Source organism: Streptomyces sp. NPDC053750, from assembly GCF_044544295.1.
GTDB lineage: Bacteria > Actinomycetota > Actinomycetes > Streptomycetales > Streptomycetaceae > Streptomyces.
Genome location: NZ_JBITXB010000018.1, coordinates 141,704 through 156,934, shown reverse-complemented (window position 1 = coordinate 156,934; position 15,231 = coordinate 141,704). Strand labels below are relative to the sequence as shown.

The 15,231-nt window shown below is 71.5% G+C and carries 10 protein-coding genes and 1 pseudogene; 8 read left to right on the top strand and 3 right to left on the bottom strand.

The window, feature by feature from the left end; genetic code table 11:
• The 5 genes and pseudogenes from ACIGO6_RS34840 to ACIGO6_RS34820 all read left to right on the top strand — a co-directional run.
• Positions 1-464, top strand: a pseudogene (locus tag ACIGO6_RS34840) (alpha-1,4-glucan--maltose-1-phosphate maltosyltransferase); the annotation flags it as partial.
• A complete protein-coding gene (gene treS / locus ACIGO6_RS34835) occupies positions 461-2,179 on the top strand; it encodes a maltose alpha-D-glucosyltransferase (protein ID WP_399883428.1) in 1,719 nt (572 codons plus the stop codon). The pseudogene ACIGO6_RS34840 and the gene treS, both read left to right, overlap by 4 nt.
• Before the next feature lie 28 nt (positions 2,180-2,207).
• Positions 2,208-3,569: a maltokinase gene (locus tag ACIGO6_RS34830; RefSeq protein ID WP_399883426.1), complete on the top strand. Its 1,362-nt coding sequence runs from the start codon at positions 2,208-2,210 to the stop codon at positions 3,567-3,569.
• Positions 3,570-3,572: 3 nt separating this feature from the next.
• Entirely contained in the window at positions 3,573-5,798 is a 2,226-nt protein-coding gene (gene glgB, locus ACIGO6_RS34825; protein WP_399883424.1) for a 1,4-alpha-glucan branching enzyme, read from the top strand.
• A gap of 122 nt (positions 5,799-5,920) precedes the next feature.
• Positions 5,921-7,012, top strand: a complete 1,092-nt coding sequence (locus ACIGO6_RS34820) for a glutamate--cysteine ligase (protein ID WP_399883422.1) — start codon at positions 5,921-5,923, stop codon at positions 7,010-7,012.
• 58 nt (positions 7,013-7,070) lie between these two features.
• Here the strand turns inward: ACIGO6_RS34820 and ACIGO6_RS34815 are convergent, their stop codons facing one another.
• Positions 7,071-7,304 (bottom strand): DUF6480 family protein, encoded by a 234-nt coding sequence (locus ACIGO6_RS34815; RefSeq protein ID WP_399883420.1) that lies wholly within the window; start codon positions 7,302-7,304, stop codon positions 7,071-7,073.
• Positions 7,305-7,458: 154 nt separating this feature from the next.
• On the opposite strand from ACIGO6_RS34815, the gene ACIGO6_RS34810 reads away from it, so the two are divergent.
• Together ACIGO6_RS34810 and ACIGO6_RS34805 are read left to right on the top strand one after the other, a co-directional pair.
• Positions 7,459-9,366, top strand: coding sequence for an AMP-dependent synthetase/ligase (locus ACIGO6_RS34810; protein WP_399883418.1), 1,908 nt, complete (start codon positions 7,459-7,461; stop codon positions 9,364-9,366).
• Positions 9,367-9,523: 157 nt separating this feature from the next.
• Entirely contained in the window at positions 9,524-9,958 is a 435-nt protein-coding gene (locus ACIGO6_RS34805) for an ATP-binding protein (protein WP_399883416.1), read from the top strand.
• A 9-nt stretch (positions 9,959-9,967) separates the two neighbouring features.
• Here ACIGO6_RS34805 and ACIGO6_RS34800 read toward each other — a convergent pair whose 3' ends face one another.
• Complete coding sequence (locus ACIGO6_RS34800) at positions 9,968-10,423, bottom strand: ATP-binding protein (protein ID WP_399883414.1); 456 nt, start codon at positions 10,421-10,423, stop codon at positions 9,968-9,970.
• A 73-nt stretch (positions 10,424-10,496) separates the two neighbouring features.
• Positions 10,497-10,868 (bottom strand): PRC-barrel domain-containing protein, encoded by a 372-nt coding sequence (locus ACIGO6_RS34795; RefSeq protein WP_399883412.1) that lies wholly within the window; start codon positions 10,866-10,868, stop codon positions 10,497-10,499.
• Between the two features lie 273 nt (positions 10,869-11,141).
• Between ACIGO6_RS34795 and ACIGO6_RS34790 the strand changes: the two genes are divergently transcribed.
• Entirely contained in the window at positions 11,142-15,140 is a 3,999-nt protein-coding gene (locus ACIGO6_RS34790) for a HAMP domain-containing protein (RefSeq protein WP_399883410.1), read from the top strand.
• Positions 15,141-15,231: the final 91 nt, after the last annotated feature.

Sequence of the window (15,231 nt, the reverse complement as noted above, 5' to 3'; positions counted from 1 at the left end):
AGGGCAGCGAGGAATACCTCGACAGCGAGAAGTACCAGCTCAAACCCCGCGACTGGGCCGCCGCCGCCCGCGAGGGCCGCACCATCGCCCCCCTCATCACCAGGCTCAACACCATCCGGCGCAACCATCCCGCGCTGCACCGGCTCAGGAACCTCCGCTTCCACCAGACCGACAACGACGCGCTCATCGCGTACAGCAAGCGCGAGGGACCCGACGTCGTGCTGGTGGTCGCCAACCTCGACCCCCATCGCACACAGGAGGCCACGATCTCGCTCGACATGCCGCAGCTCGGCCTGGGCCGGCACGAGTCGGTGCCGGTCCACGACGAACTCACGGGGGAGACCTACCACTGGGGCAGGACGAACTACGTACGCCTGGAGCCCGGCCGGGCCCCCGCGCACGTCTTCCACGTCCAGCGGTCGTCCGCCGCCGCGCCACAGCAGGAAGGTTCAGCAGCCTCATGACCGTCAACGAGCCCGTGCCGGACACCTTCGAGGACACACCGGCCAAGGACCGGGACCCGGACTGGTTCAAACGAGCCGTCTTCTACGAGGTCCTCGTCCGCTCCTTCCAGGACAGCAACGGCGACGGCGTCGGTGACCTCAAGGGCCTCACCGCCAAACTGGACTACCTCCAATGGCTGGGCGTGGACTGCCTCTGGCTCCCGCCCTTCTTCAAGTCACCCCTGCGCGACGGCGGCTACGACGTCTCCGACTACACCGCCGTCCTGCCCGAGTTCGGCGACCTCGCCGACTTCGTCGAGTTCGTCGACGCCGCCCACCAGCGCGGCATGCGCGTGATCATCGACTTCGTCATGAACCACACCAGCGACCAGCACCCGTGGTTCCAGGAGTCACGCAGCAATCCGGACGGCCCCTACGGCGACTACTACGTCTGGGCGGACGACGACACCCGGTACGCCGACGCCCGCATCATCTTCGTCGACACCGAGGCCTCGAACTGGACCTACGACCCGGTCCGGGGGCAGTACTTCTGGCACCGCTTCTTCTCCCACCAGCCCGACCTCAACTACGAGAACCCGGCGGTCCAGGAGGAGATGCTGGCGGCGCTGAAGTTCTGGCTGGACCTGGGCATCGACGGCTTCCGGCTCGACGCCGTGCCCTATCTGTACGCCGAAGAGGGCACCAACTGCGAGAATCTTCCCGCCAGTCACGAGTTCCTCAAGCGGGTGCGCAAGGAGATCGACGCGCAGTACCCGGACACGGTCCTGCTGGCGGAGGCCAACCAGTGGCCCGAGGACGTCGTCGACTACTTCGGCGACTACGCCTCCGGCGGCGACGAGTGCCACATGGCCTTCCACTTCCCCGTCATGCCCCGCATCTTCATGGCGGTGCGCCGCGAGTCCCGCTACCCGGTCTCCGAGATCCTGGCCAAGACCCCGGCCATCCCCTCGGGCTGCCAGTGGGGCATCTTCCTGCGCAACCACGACGAGCTGACCCTGGAGATGGTCACCGACGAAGAGCGCGACTACATGTGGGCCGAGTACGCCAAGGACCCCCGCATGCGCGCCAACATCGGCATCCGGCGCCGGCTCGCCACCCTGCTGGACAACGACCGCGACCAGATCGAGCTGTTCACGGCCCTGCTGCTCTCCCTGCCCGGCTCGCCGATCCTCTACTACGGCGACGAGATCGGCATGGGCGACAACATCTGGCTCGGCGACCGCGACGCGGTCCGCACCCCCATGCAGTGGACCCCCGACCGCAATGCCGGGTTCTCCACCTGCGACCCCGGACGGCTCTACCTGCCCACGATCATGGACCCGGTCTACGGCTACCAGGTCACGAACGTCGAGGCATCCATGGCCTCGCCCTCGTCCCTGCTGCACTGGACCCGCCGGATGATCGAGATCCGCAAGCAGAACCCCGCCTTCGGCCTGGGCACCTACACCGAACTGCCCTCCTCCAACCCGGCGGTGCTGGCCTTCCTGCGGGAACACGAGGACGACCTGGTGCTCTGCGTCCACAACTTCGCGCGATTCGCCCAGCCCACCGAGCTCGACCTTCGCGAGTTCGCCGGCCGCCACCCGGTCGAGCTCTTCGGCGGAGTCCGCTTCCCCGCGATCGGCGAACTGCCGTACCTGCTGACCCTCGGGGGCCACGGCTTCTACTGGTTCCGGCTCACCCGAGTCGCATCCCGCATCGGCCGCCGCGTCTGAGCTCGGGCCGAGGAAAGGACGCGTCACCATGCCGAAGACCGCACCCCTGCGCCCGAGAGCCGCGCGGCGCACCGAGCCGATGGCGTCGCTCGACGGTCTGCTGCGGGAGTGGCTGCCGCGGCAGCGCTGGTTCGCGGGCAAGGACCGGCCCGTGGCCGAGCTCGGACTGCTGTCGATGACCGAGCTGTTCCCGGGCTGTCTGCACCTGCTGGTGCACACCGGGCACGGCCCCGTGCCCGCCCCCGGCGGCGCTCCCCCGGCCGGAGACTGCTACCAACTGCTGCTCGGTGTGCGCGAGCAGCCGTCGCCGCGCCTGGGGCGGGCGGTCATCGGGCAGGTGCAGGAGGGCCCGCTGGCCGGCCGGACGGTCTACGACGCACTGCACGACCCCCGGACGGCCCAGCTGCTCCTGGAGCGGCTGCGCCGGCCCGGCAAGGCGGGACCGCTGCGCTTCGAGTGCGACCCCGCGCGGCCGGTGCCCGGCGGACTCGTGCCGCGGCTGCTGGACGCCGAGCAGTCCAACTCGTCGCTGATCTACGGCGACGAGTTCATCCTCAAGCTCTTCCGGCGCATCCAGCCCGGCATCAATCCAGACCTCGAGGTGCCGGACGCGCTGGCCCGGCAGGGCTGCGGCCGGGTCCCCGCGCCGGTGGCGTGGATGCGGACGACCCATCCCTACGGAGCGACGCTCGGCGTGCTCCAGCCGTTCCTGCACGACGCCGCCGACGGCTGGACGCTCTCCCTGGACGCGCTGGCCGCCGGGGACGACTTCACCGTGCAGGCCCACGAGCTGGGGCAGGCCATGGCCGACGTGCACCTCGCGCTGGCCTCGGCCTTCCCGGCCGGGCCCCCCGGGGAGAACGGCCGCACGGCGGCGGCGATGACCGAGCGGCTGACCGCCGCCGCGCACTGCGTACCGGCGCTGCAGCCCTTCGTCCCGGGGCTGCGGGCCGCCTTCGCGGCGCTGACCACCTGCGACTCCGGGCCGCCGGCCCAGCGCATCCACGGCGACCTGCACCTGGGGCAGGTGCTGCGGGCCGGCCGGGACTGGTTCGTCATCGACTTCGAGGGCGAGCCGTCCCGCCCGCTCGCCGAACGGCGCAGCGCCCACTCCCCCGTGCGGGACATCGCGGGCATGCTGCGCTCCTTCGACTACGCCGCCCGGCAGCGCCGCCCGTGGCGCCCGGAGTGGGCGCGGCGCTGCCGGGAGGCCTTCTGCGCGGGGTACGCCGACCGCGCCGGGTGGGACCCCCGTAAGAAGCACGGCCTGCTGCGCGCCTACGAGACGGATCGCGCCGTGTATGAGGTGCTGTACGAGGCCCGGCACCGCCCCGACTGGCTTCCCGTACCCATGGCGGCGATCGAACGACTCGCCGTGAGAGGAGACTGACCCGTGGCCCTCCGCGACACCTCGCTCCCCGAGCCGTCCGGCCCCGTCCCGCAGGCCCCCGCGGCGTGCGCGGCCGCGCCGCCGCTGGACCCGACCGACCGGGGGCGCCTCCTGGCGGGCGCCCACCACGACCCGCACGCCCTGCTCGGCGCCCACCCGGTCCCGGGCGGCATCGCCTTCCGGGCCCTGCGCCCCTTCGCCCGTGAGGTGAGCGTGGTCGTCGACGGCGAGCGGCACCCGCTCGTGTCGGAGGAGGAGGGCCTCTTCTCCGGTGTGCTGCCGCTGGCGGAGATCCCCGCCTACACGCTCGTCGTGACGTACGAGGAGGGCGGCGGGCAGGAGGTCCAGGACCCGTACCGCTTCCTGCCCGCCCTCGGCGAGCTCGACCTGCATCTGATCAGTGAGGGCCGGCACGAGCAGCTGTGGCGGGCGCTGGGCGCGCAGCCCCTGACGCACGAGGGCGTCTCCGGCACCCGGTTCACGGTGTGGGCGCCCAACGCGCAGGGGGTGCGGCTCGCCACGGACTTCACCCACTGGGACGGCACGGCGTTCCCGATGCGCTCGCTCGGCTCGTCCGGTGTGTGGGAGCTGTTCCTGCCGGGCGTCGGCGAGGGCACCCGCTACAAGTTCGAGATCCACTCCCGCTACGGCCACCGCTTCCTCAAGGCCGACCCGATGGCCCGCGCGGCCGAGGAGCCGCCGAACACCGCGTCCGTGGTGACCGCCTCGCAGTACGAGTGGGGCGACGGGGAGTGGATGCGGACCCGGGCCGACACGCCGGTGCACGAGGCGCCGTTCTCGGTGTACGAGGTGCACCTGCCGTCCTGGCGGCCGGGGCTGACCTACCGCGAGCTGGCCGACGTGCTGCCCGCGTACGTCAAGGACCTCGGCTTCACCCACGTCGAGCTGATGCCGGTCGCCGAGCACCCGTACGGCCCGTCCTGGGGCTACCAGGTCACCGGCTTCTATGCGCCGACCGCGCGGCTCGGCTCGCCGGACGACTTCCGGTACCTGGTCGACGCCCTGCACCGGGCGGGCCTCGGCGTGATCATGGACTGGGTGCCGGCGCACTTCCCGAAGGACGACTGGGCGCTGGCCCGCTTCGACGGGGACCCGCTGTACGAGCCCGGGGACGACCGGCGCGCGACCCACCCGGACTGGGGGACGTACACCTTCGACTTCGCCCGCACCGAGGTGCGCAACTTCCTGGTCGCCAACGCCGTGTACTGGTGCGAGGAGTTCCACATCGACGGGCTGCGGGTCGACGCGGTCGCCTCGATGCTCTACCTGGACTACTCGCGCGACTCGGGCCAGTGGGAGCCCAACCAGTACGGCGGCCGGGAGGACCTGGCGGCCATGGCGTTCCTCCAGGAGATGAACGCGACCGTCTACCGGCGGTGCCCCGGTGTGGTGACGATCGCCGAGGAGTCGACCGCCTGGGGCGGGGTGACCCGGCCGACCGACGCCGGCGGGCTCGGCTTCGGCCTGAAGTGGAACATGGGCTGGATGCACGACTCGCTGGAGTACATCGCGCACGAGCCGGTGCACCGCAAGTACCACCACCACGAGATGACCTTCTCCATGGTGTACGCCTACAGCGAGAACTACGTGCTGCCGATCTCCCACGACGAGGTCGTGCACGGCAAGCAGGCGCTGGTGTCGAAGATGCCGGGCGACTGGTGGCAGCGGCGGGCGAACGTCCGCGCCTACCTCGGCTTCATGTGGGCCCACCCCGGCAAGCAGCTGCTGTTCATGGGGCAGGAGTTCGCGCAGGGCGCCGAGTGGTCGGAGAAACAGGGCCCCGAGTGGTGGCTGCTCGACGAGGGGTACCACTCGGCGGGTGACCACCGGGGCGTGCAGGACCTGGTCCGCGACCTCAACACCCGCTACGCCCGGACGCCGGCCCTGTGGCAGCGGGACACCGATCCGGCCGGCTTCCGGTGGGTCGCCGTGGACGCGGCCGAGGACAACGTCTTCGCGTTCCTGCGGTTCGACAGGGACGGCGGCGCGCTGCTCGCGGTGTCGAACTTCTCGCCGGTGGTCCGGCACGAGTACGGGCTCGCCGTCCCGGACGACGGCACCGCCTGGCAGGAGGTCCTCAACACCGATGCCCCCGAGTACGGCGGCAGCGGCGTGACCAACGCCGACCCGGTCAAACCGGAGGACGGCGGCATCAGGATCACGCTGCCGCCGCTGGCCACGGTGTGGCTGGTGCCGTACGCCCTGTGAGGCCCGGCGGCGCGACCAGGTGTCCGACCGCCCTTCCGGGGGCAGTCGGGGTCCTGGGCCCGGTCGGCCCAGGACCGGGAGAGCCCCGTCGTCGCGGCCGGCTCGCAGAAAGGCGGCAACACGTGCGCACCGTCGGAGTGGAGGAGGAGCTCCTCCTGGTCGATCCCGAGTCCGGCGAGCCGCGGGCACTGTCCGCCGCCGTGCTCGCCCGGGCAGCGCAGGACGATGCCGAGCACGAGGTGTTCGAGAATGAACTGCACGAGCAGATGCTCGAGTTCGCCACGCATCCGCAGGCGGACATGGAGCGGTTGCACGCAGAGATCGTCCGCTGCCGCGAGGAGGCCGGGCGGCACGCCGCAGGGAGCGGGTGCACCGTCGCCGCGCTCGCCACCTCACCGCTGCCGGTCAGCCCCGCAGTCGGCATCAACCGCCGCTACCGGTGGATGGCCGAGCAGTACGGCGTCGTGGTCCACGAACAGCTCGTCCTGGGCTGCCACGTGCACGTCTCGGTCGCGTCGGACGAGGAGGGCGTCGCGGTGATCGACCGGGTGCGGCCCTGGCTGCCGGTGCTGGCCGCGCTGAGTGCGAACTCCCCGTTCTGGCAGGGGAAGGACTCCTCGTACAGCAGCTACCGCAGCCGGGTCTGGCAGCGCTGGCCGTCGGCCGGTCCGACCGAGCTGTTCGGTTCGGCGGAGCGCTATCACCGGCGGGTCGCGGACATGGTCGCCACCGGCACGATCCTCGACGAGGGGATGATCTACTTCGACGTCCGGCTGTCCCGGCGGTACCCGACGGTCGAGTTCCGGGTCGCGGACGTCTGCCTGGACGCCGGGACCGCCGTCCTCGTCGCCGCCCTGGCCCGCGCCCTGGTCGGGACGGCCGCCCGGGAGTGGCGGGAGGGCAGGGCGCCGGCCGAGCCCAGTGTGAGCCTGCTCCGCCTGGCCGCGTGGCGGGCCGCCCGGTCGGGGCTCACCGGTGAACTGCTCCACCCCGCGACGATGCGGCGGATGCCGGCCGAGGCGGTCGTACGGGCGCTGCTGGAGCACGTCGGGGAGTCGCTGGCCGCCGACGGCGACCTGGACCGGGTGCGGGAGGGTGTCGCCGCGCTGTTGCGGCACGGCAACGGGGCGCGCGTGCAGCGCGAGCTGCTGGCGCGCACCGGCAGTCTGCGGGACGTCGTCACCGAGTGCGTACGCCGGACCCAGGCGGCGTGAGACGCCCGGCGGGGTGTCGCTCCCGGTGCCCGTCACCGCAGCAGGTCACAGCACCGGGTCACAGCATCAGCACCAGGGCGTAGCCCAGGAAGCCCGCCGCGATGAGCAGCACCAGGGCGAAGATCACGATCAGGGGTCCCTTGGCCCAGCCCTTGGGCGGATTGTTGCCCTCCCACGGGCCGGCCTCGGACATACTGCTCTCCCCCGGCGGGGTTTCGCCGGGCGGCACACCGCCTCCCTGTTCCAGTCCGGGGGTGCGTTCGGGTTCGGGGTCGGGGTTCGCGTGTCTCATGCCGTCCGGGTCCCCCGATCCGCCGGGATCACCGGGTGGGAACACTTCTGCCGTCCCGGTCCCCCGCCGACTGCGGCTCGGCTAGATTCCGAGGGCTGCCGATGACGGTACCCGTCGGTGGTGTCACCGTCCGTAACACGTCAGGAGCCAGCGCATGCGCGACGTCGCTCTCGCTCCCCCGGCCGTCCCGCCCCTGACCGGCGGGCTCGCCGACAGCCTCTTCGAGACGGCTTCCCTGAACCCGGCCGTGCCGATGCTCGCCCGCCGCACCGGGCCCGATCCGGCCGTATGGCAGGAGGTGACGGCCGTGGAGTTCCGCGACGAGGTCGTCGACCTGGCCAAGGGGCTGATCGCCTGCGGGATCTCGCCGGGAGACCGGGTGGCGATCCTGGCCCGCACCCGGTACGAGTGGACGCTCTTCAGCTACGCGCTGTGGACGGTGGGCGCCGAGGTCGTGCCGGTCTATCCGACCTCCTCGCGCGACCAGGTCGAGTGGATCCTGCGGGACGCGGGCTGCGTGGCCGTGGTGGTCGAGGACGAGCAGAGCGTGATGACCGTCGGCTCGGTCTGCGCCTCGCTGCCTTCGCTGCGCCATGTCTGGCAACTGGACGCGGGTGCGGTGGACACGCTCGTGGCCCGCGGCGCGTTCCTCCCGTTCGCCACGGTCGACTCCATGCGCCGCATCGTGTTGCCGGACTCCACCGCGGTCGTCGCCTACACCTCGGGCACCTCCGGCCGTGCCCTGGGCTGCGCGCTGAGCCACCGCGGTCTGGCCAGTCCGTGCGACACGCTGATCGAGGGCTGGGGCCACACGGTGGCGCCGCCCGGGGAGCAGGGCTCTGTCCTCGCCTTCCTGCCCTTCTCCCATGTGTACGGGCTGATGATCCAGAGCCTGTGCATCCGGGGCGGACTGCTCATGGCTCACGAGCCCGCGACGACCGAGGAGGCGCTGTCCTCGGCCCTGCGTTCCTTCCGGCCGACGTATCTCTACGCCGTCCCGTCGGTCCTGGAGAAGCTCTACAAGACTTTCCTGCGCACCGCCCAGCAGGCGGGCCGCGGGGCGCTGTTCGAGCGGGCCGCCGACACGGCGCGGGACTTCGCCGCCGCCCTGGAACGCCAGCGGCTGGGCAGGGGGTCCGGGCCGGGCTTCGACCTGCGTCTTCAGCACGCCCTGTACGAGCGGACGGTGTACCGCCGGCTGCGGACGGCGCTCGGCGGCCGGGTGCGCCGCGCGACGTCCGGCGGCTCACCGCTCAGCCGCGAGCTCTCCCTCTTCTACGAGGGCATCGGCGTCTATGTCCACGACGGGTACGGCCTCACCGAGACCAGCGGCGGGCTGACGATGCAGCCGCTGGGCCGGGAGAAGTCCGGCACCGTCGGACAGGTCCTGCCCGGCATGGAGATCCGGGTGGCCGACGACGGGGAGATCCTGGTGCGCGGGCCGTCGCTGTTCCAGGGGTACATCGGTGACGAGGCCGCCTCCCGCCAGGTGCTGCGCGGCGGCTGGCTGGCCACCGGAGACCTCGGGCACCTGGACGACGAGAACTATCTGGCGATCACGGGCCGCAAGAAGGACATCATCATCACCAGCGGCGGCAAGAGCGTGGCCCCGGCCGCGCTGGAGCAGCGGCTGCGGATGCACCCCCTCGTCCACCAGGCCGTCGTCGTGGGCGACAACCGGCCCTGCGTCGGTGCCCTGATCACCCTGGACCCGGAGTTCCTGACGCACTGGCGTGCGGGCCTGGCGCTGCAGGGCGACGCCCCGGCCCGCGAGGCCCGTGAGGAGAACGCGCTGCGGGAGGAGGTCGCGCGGGCCGTCGCCGCGGCCAACAGTGCCGTGTCCCGCTCGGAGTCCATCCGGGTCTTCCGCGTCCTGCCGGAGCCCTTCGACGTGGCGGGCGGGCTGCTCACCCCGTCGATGAAGCTCCGCCGGGACGAGATCGTACGGACGTACGCCTTCGAGATCGACGCGATGTACGAAGCGCGGGCGCACCGCCGGCCGCGGACACCGCCCCTTGAGCCGGCCGGCCGGGACGACTCGGACAGCGTGTTCTTCCGGTGAACCGGCACTGATCCTCCGGGTTCCCTCGCCGTCCCCCGCAGCGCCCCCGGCCCGGCACACCGGCGCGACTAGGCTCGTCCGGCACGGGAACTAACAAACGAAGGGGATTGCAGAGCGAAGGGAACTACGCCCGGACGTGCCGGGCCGGGAAGGCGAAATGGCAGCCGAGTCGCGTTGGGACAGGACACTGGCTTCCGAGGAGATCACGAACCGCACCGCCAGCTTCACCGGGGAGCTGCACAATGTCACCGGTGCGCGCCTGGTCGCGGAGGAATTCCTCTGCGACCTGGCCCGAGCGGCACCGCCCGCCCAGCCCGAACACTGGGACGACATACTCCTCGTCGTCACGGAGCTGGCGGCGAACGCGGTGCAGTACGCCCCGGGGCCGTTCGAGCTGCGGCTGCGCCGCACGTTCGACGGGGTGCACGTCGTCATGCACGACACCAGTACGAAGGAGCCCGCGCCGCGTCCCTTCCACCCGAGCAGCGGCGGCGGCGGTATCGGCTGGCACCTGATCCACACCCTGTCCGACCAGGTGAGCGTCGTCACCGGCGAGCAGGGCAAGGACATCCACGTCTTCCTGCCCTGGTGACCGCGCCGCTCAGGGGGCGCCGGTCTCGCGCAGGGGCACCAGCACGCTGATCGTCTTGCCTCCCCGGGGCCGTCGGTCGACGGCGATGTCCCGCGCCAGGCGGGCGACGAGCGGCCAGCCGTAGCCACTGCCCCGGTGGCGGGTGGGGAACGCGGACGCCGCCCGGGGCACCACCGCGCTGTGGTCGTGCACGGCGATCCACATGCCCTCGTCCGTGGCCCGGGCCTCGAAACCGGCGAGTCCGTCGCCGTGCCGGATCGCGTTGGTGACCAGCTCCGAGACCACGAGGAGCAGGTCGACGACGTCCTCCTCCCGCACCCCGCGCCCGGAGGCGCCCCACTGTGCGCGCGCCACCGACTCCGCGTACGCACGGGCCGTCGCCGCGCTGGTCACGGGGCCCGGTGCCGGTGCGCCCTGCGGCGTGAGATCGGCCCGGGCCGTGGTGGTCCCGTCGGTTGGTTCCATGTCAGTGGTGTCCCTGCTGGTGTCCCTGGTGCTGATGTGCCTGGTGTGCGCCGTGCTGTCGTTCGGCACCGGGTCAGTCCGCGGTGGGCTCCCGCGGCGGCAGCCGACGGTAGTAGTCGCCGACGGTCGCCAGATACTCCCGGTCCATCGTCTCGCTGTCGGTCCTGAACCGGGGCGCCGCCTTCACCTCGGCCCTGGTGCAGGCCACCGTGACCGTGCGGGCCTCGGGGTCGATGCCCCTGATCACACCGACCGGCACGAGCACGCTCCGGCCGAAGACCCAGACGCCGGTGTCGACGACGAGGTGCCGCATGCCGAAGTGCTCCGCCTGCCGGTCCACGTGCCCGATGGTGCCGTCGCTCGCGACGACGGTGCAGCCCGTCAGGTCCTGCCCCGCCACGTGACCGCTGCCGGCCGCGTACGACCAGATGCTCTCCGTCGGCACGCTGTCCCGTCCCTCCCGCGTCGATGGCGTCTGAGGAGCCGGGCGAACGCCGTGGGCCGAACCGGCTCCTGCGCAGCAGATACCCGCCCTCGGACCGGGCACACCGTTTTGTGCGCATCACAGGACTGGGTTAGTCTCTGACGTATTTTTCTCATCGAGCAGATCCGTGAACAGCGGATTTGCACGCACAACCGGCCGGACCGTGCGATCGGTCCGGAGGGGGTTTCGAGCCCTCGGATCCGAGGGCTCCTGGGGAGCGGAACGAGGGTGCGCATGACCAGCGAGAGCACCGGAACCGTGGACGCGGGACCGGGCGACCAGGAGTTGCGCAGACTCCTGGCGGGACTGACTGCCGTGCGGGACGGGGACTTCGGCAGGCGTCTGCCGGAGGACGCGGACGGCCTGATGGGCGACATCGCCCAGGTCTTCAACGGCATGCTGGACCAGTTGTCCGTGTTCACCTCCGAGGTGACCCGGGTGTCCCGCGAGGTCGGCACCGAAGGGACCCTCGGCGGACAGGCGAAGGTGCCGGGGGTCTCGGGCACCTGGGCCGACCTGACGGACTCGGTCAACGCCATGGCGGGCAACCTGACCACCCAGGTCCGTGACATCGCCCAGGTGGCCACCGCAGTGGCGAAGGGCGACCTGTCGCAGAAGATCGACGTGGACGCCCGGGGCGAGATCCTGGAGCTGAAGAACACCATCAACACGATGGTCGACCAGCTCTCCGCCTTCGCCGACGAGGTCACCCGCGTCGCCCGCGAGGTCGGCACCGAGGGGCGGCTCGGCGGCCAGGCCGACGTCCAGGGCGTCAGGGGCACCTGGCGCGACCTCACCGACTCGGTGAACTTCATGGCGGGCAACCTCACCAACCAGGTCCGCAATGTCGCCCAGGTGGCGACGGCCGTGGCCAAGGGCGACCTCTCCCAGAAGATCACCGTGGACGCCCGGGGCGAGATCCTGGAGCTGAAGAACACCATCAACACGATGGTCGACCAGCTCTCCGCCTTCGCCGACGAGGTCACCCGCGTCGCCCGCGAGGTCGGCACGGCCGGGAACCTGGGCGGGCAGGCCCAGGTTCCCGGGGTGTCGGGCACCTGGAAGGACCTCACGGACAACGTCAACGTAATGGCGTCCAACCTGACCGGCCAGGTCCGCTCCATCGCCCAGGTCGCCACCGCCGTGGCCCGGGGTGACCTCTCCCAGCGGATCACGGTCGAGGCCGAGGGCGAGGTAGCGGCGCTGGCCGGCGTCATCAACACGATGGTCGACACGCTGTCGGCGTTCGCCGACGAGGTCACCCGCGTGGCCCGCGAGGTCGGCACCGAGGGCAGGCTCGGCGGCCAGGCGCACGTACCGAACGTCGCCGGCACCTGGAAGGATCTCACCGACAACGTCAACTCGATGGCCAACAACCTCACCGGCCAGGTACGCAATATCGCCCTGGTGACGACCGCGGTGGCCCGGGGCGACCTGTCGAAGAAGATCGACGTCGACGCGCGCGGCGAGATCCTCGAACTCAAGACGACGATCAACACAATGGTCGACCAGCTCTCCGCCTTCGCCGACGAGGTCACCCGCGTGGCCCGTGAGGTCGGCACCGAGGGCAGGCTCGGCGGCCAGGCCGAGGTGGAGGGCGTCTCCGGCACATGGAAGCGCCTCACGGAGAACGTCAACGAGCTGGCCGGCAACCTCACCCGCCAGGTCCGCGCGATCGCCGAGGTCACCTCCGCCGTCGCCGAGGGAGACCTGACCCGCTCCATCAACGTGGAGGCGTCCGGCGAGGTCGCCGAGCTCAAGGACAACATCAATTCCATGGTGGAGTCCCTGCGCGAGACCACCCGGGCCAACCAGGAGCAGGACTGGCTCAAGACCAACCTCGCCCGCATCTCCGGCTTGATGCAGGGCCATCGGGACCTGCCCGTGGTCGCCGAGCTCATCATGGACGAGCTGGTGCCGCTGGTGTCGGCCCAGTACGGTGCGTTCTACCTGGCCGAGGACGGCGACGACGGTCCCGAGCTGCGGCTCGTCGGCTCCTACGGCGGGCCCGAGGACGCGACCCGGCCCACCCGCATCGCCTTCGGCCGCACCCTGGTCGGCCAGGCCGCGCGCAGCCGGCGCACCATCGTGGTGGACGACCTGCCGCCGGGCTACGTGACCATCTCGTCGGGACTCGGCGAGGTGGTGCCGACCGCTCTGGTGTTGGTGCCCATCGTGGTCGAGGGGCAGGTCCTCGGCGTCATCGAATTGGCATCGGTCGCTGCGTTCACGCAGATCAACCTGGACTTCCTGGAACTGCTGATGGAGACCATCGGCGTGAACGTCAACACGATCGTGGCCAACGCCCGCACCGACGAACTGCTCGCCGAGTCGCAGCGTCTGACCGCCGAGCTCCGGGCCAGCTCGGCGGAACTCCAGGCGCAGCAGGAGGAGTTGCAGCGGTCCAACGCCGAGCTGGAGGACAAGGCGTCCCTGCTCGCGACGCAGAACCGGGACATCGAGGCGAAGAACCTGCAGATCGAGCAGGCGCGGCAGGAGCTGGAGGCCCGGGCCCAGCAGCTGTCGCTGGCCTCGAAGTACAAGTCGGAGTTCCTGGCGAACATGAGCCACGAGCTGCGCACCCCGCTCAACAGCCTGCTGATCCTGGCCCAGTTGCTGGCCCAGAACCCGTCTCGCAACCTGACCCCGAAGCAGGTCGAGTACGCGGGCATCATCCACTCCGCGGGCTCGGACCTGCTCCAGCTGATCAACGACATCCTGGACCTGTCGAAGGTCGAGGCCGGGAAGATGGACGTCTCCCCCGAGCGCGTGGCGCTGCGGCAGCTGATCGAGTACGTCGAGGCCACCTTCCGGCCCATGACCACGCAGAAGGGCCTGGAGTTCACGGTGTCGACGGCCGCCGGAGCGCCGGCGGACCTGCTGACCGACGACTCCCGGCTGCGTCAGGTGCTGCGCAACCTGCTGTCCAACGCGGTGAAGTTCACCGAGCGGGGCGGGGTGGAACTGACCGTCGAGCCCGCGCAGGACCACGAGGTGCCCAGGGGCGTGGTCCGGGGCGGTGCCGTGGTGGCCTTCCGGGTGAAGGACACGGGCATCGGCATCCCCGAGCAGAACCTGGAGTCGGTCTTCGGCGCGTTCCAGCAGGCGGACGGCACGACGAGCCGCAAGTACGGCGGCACCGGGCTCGGTCTGTCCATCACCCGGGAGATCGCCCAACTGCTCGGTGGCGCCGTCACGGTGGACAGCACACCCGACCGGGGCAGCACGTTCACGCTGTTCCTGCCGGTGGCCCGGCCCGACTTCGAGGAGCTGCTGCGCGGCCGGAGCACGGAGCACGCGCCGGCCGAGTCGCCCGCCGACGTGCTCACGCGCCTGGCACCGGTGCCCGAGCCGGCGGGCGGCCACCGGCAGCGCCCGCGGCGGCTGCTCGTCGTCGAGGAGCGGCCGCGCGGGTTGCTGACCCTGGTCGCGGAGAGCGTGGTCGCCGACCTGGCGCACGGGCGGGACGACACGGGTGACCGGCCCCCGCTCGACGTCATCACGGCCGTCGGGGCGCAGGAGGCGGCGGGCGCGCTGGCGGCCGAGCCGTGCCACTGCGTCGTCCTCGAGCTGGGCATGCCGGACGCCGAGGCGTCCCGCTTCCTGCAGGCCCTGCGGGGCGATTCGGCGCTGGCGAGCGTGCCGGTGCTCGTGCACAGCGGGCACCGCGCGGACGCGGCGCTGGAGGAGAACCTGCGCTCCGGCGCGGCGGGTGGGGCGCTGGAGTTCCTGTCCAGCCTGGACGAACTGCGCGAGCGCATCGCCCTGCACCTGGCCGCCGAGGAGCCCGGGGACGTGCTCTCCCTGGTCCGTCACGAGGAGCCGCAGCAAGCGGCGCCGCATCCCGTGGACGCGTCGCGGGCCGGGCGCACGGTGCTCGTCGTCGACGACGACGCGCGCAATCTGTTCGCACTCAGCGGGATCCTGGAACTGCACGGGTTCGGGGTCCTGCACGCGGAGAACGGCCGCCGGGGCATCGAGACCCTGGTCGACCACCCGGACGTCGCGCTCGTCCTGATGGACGTGATGATGCCGGAGATGGACGGCTACACGGCGACGGCCGAGATCCGCCGGATGCCCCGGTACGCCGAGCTGCCGATCATCGCGGTGACGGCCAAGGCGATGCCGGGCGACCGGGAGAAGAGCCTCGCCTCCGGCGCCAGCGACTACGTGACCAAGCCGGTCGACGCCCAGGATCTCATCGCCCGCGTCCGGCGGTGGCTGCCCGCATGAGCATGCCGGCCCCCGTCCCGTACACCGGTGGGCCGGGCGGTGCGCGGCGGGTCCCGTCGCGGACCGTGACGGTCTCCAGCCGAGGAGCGTT

Excerpts from the sequence above, each read along its gene's own strand:
- ACIGO6_RS34830 (WP_399883426.1), top strand. The coding sequence starts at position 2,208 with ATGCCGAAGACCGCACCCCTGCGCCCGAGAGCCGCGCGGCGCACCGAG.
- ACIGO6_RS34800 (WP_399883414.1), bottom strand. The coding sequence starts at position 10,423 with ATGGAACCAACCGACGGGACCACCACGGCCCGGGCCGATCTCACGCCG.
- ACIGO6_RS34805 (WP_399883416.1), top strand. The coding sequence starts at position 9,524 with ATGGCAGCCGAGTCGCGTTGGGACAGGACACTGGCTTCCGAGGAGATC.
- ACIGO6_RS34790 (WP_399883410.1), top strand. The coding sequence starts at position 11,142 with ATGACCAGCGAGAGCACCGGAACCGTGGACGCGGGACCGGGCGACCAG.
- treS (WP_399883428.1), top strand. The coding sequence starts at position 461 with ATGACCGTCAACGAGCCCGTGCCGGACACCTTCGAGGACACACCGGCC.
- ACIGO6_RS34810 (WP_399883418.1), top strand. The coding sequence starts at position 7,459 with ATGCGCGACGTCGCTCTCGCTCCCCCGGCCGTCCCGCCCCTGACCGGC.
- ACIGO6_RS34815 (WP_399883420.1), bottom strand. The coding sequence starts at position 7,304 with ATGAGACACGCGAACCCCGACCCCGAACCCGAACGCACCCCCGGACTG.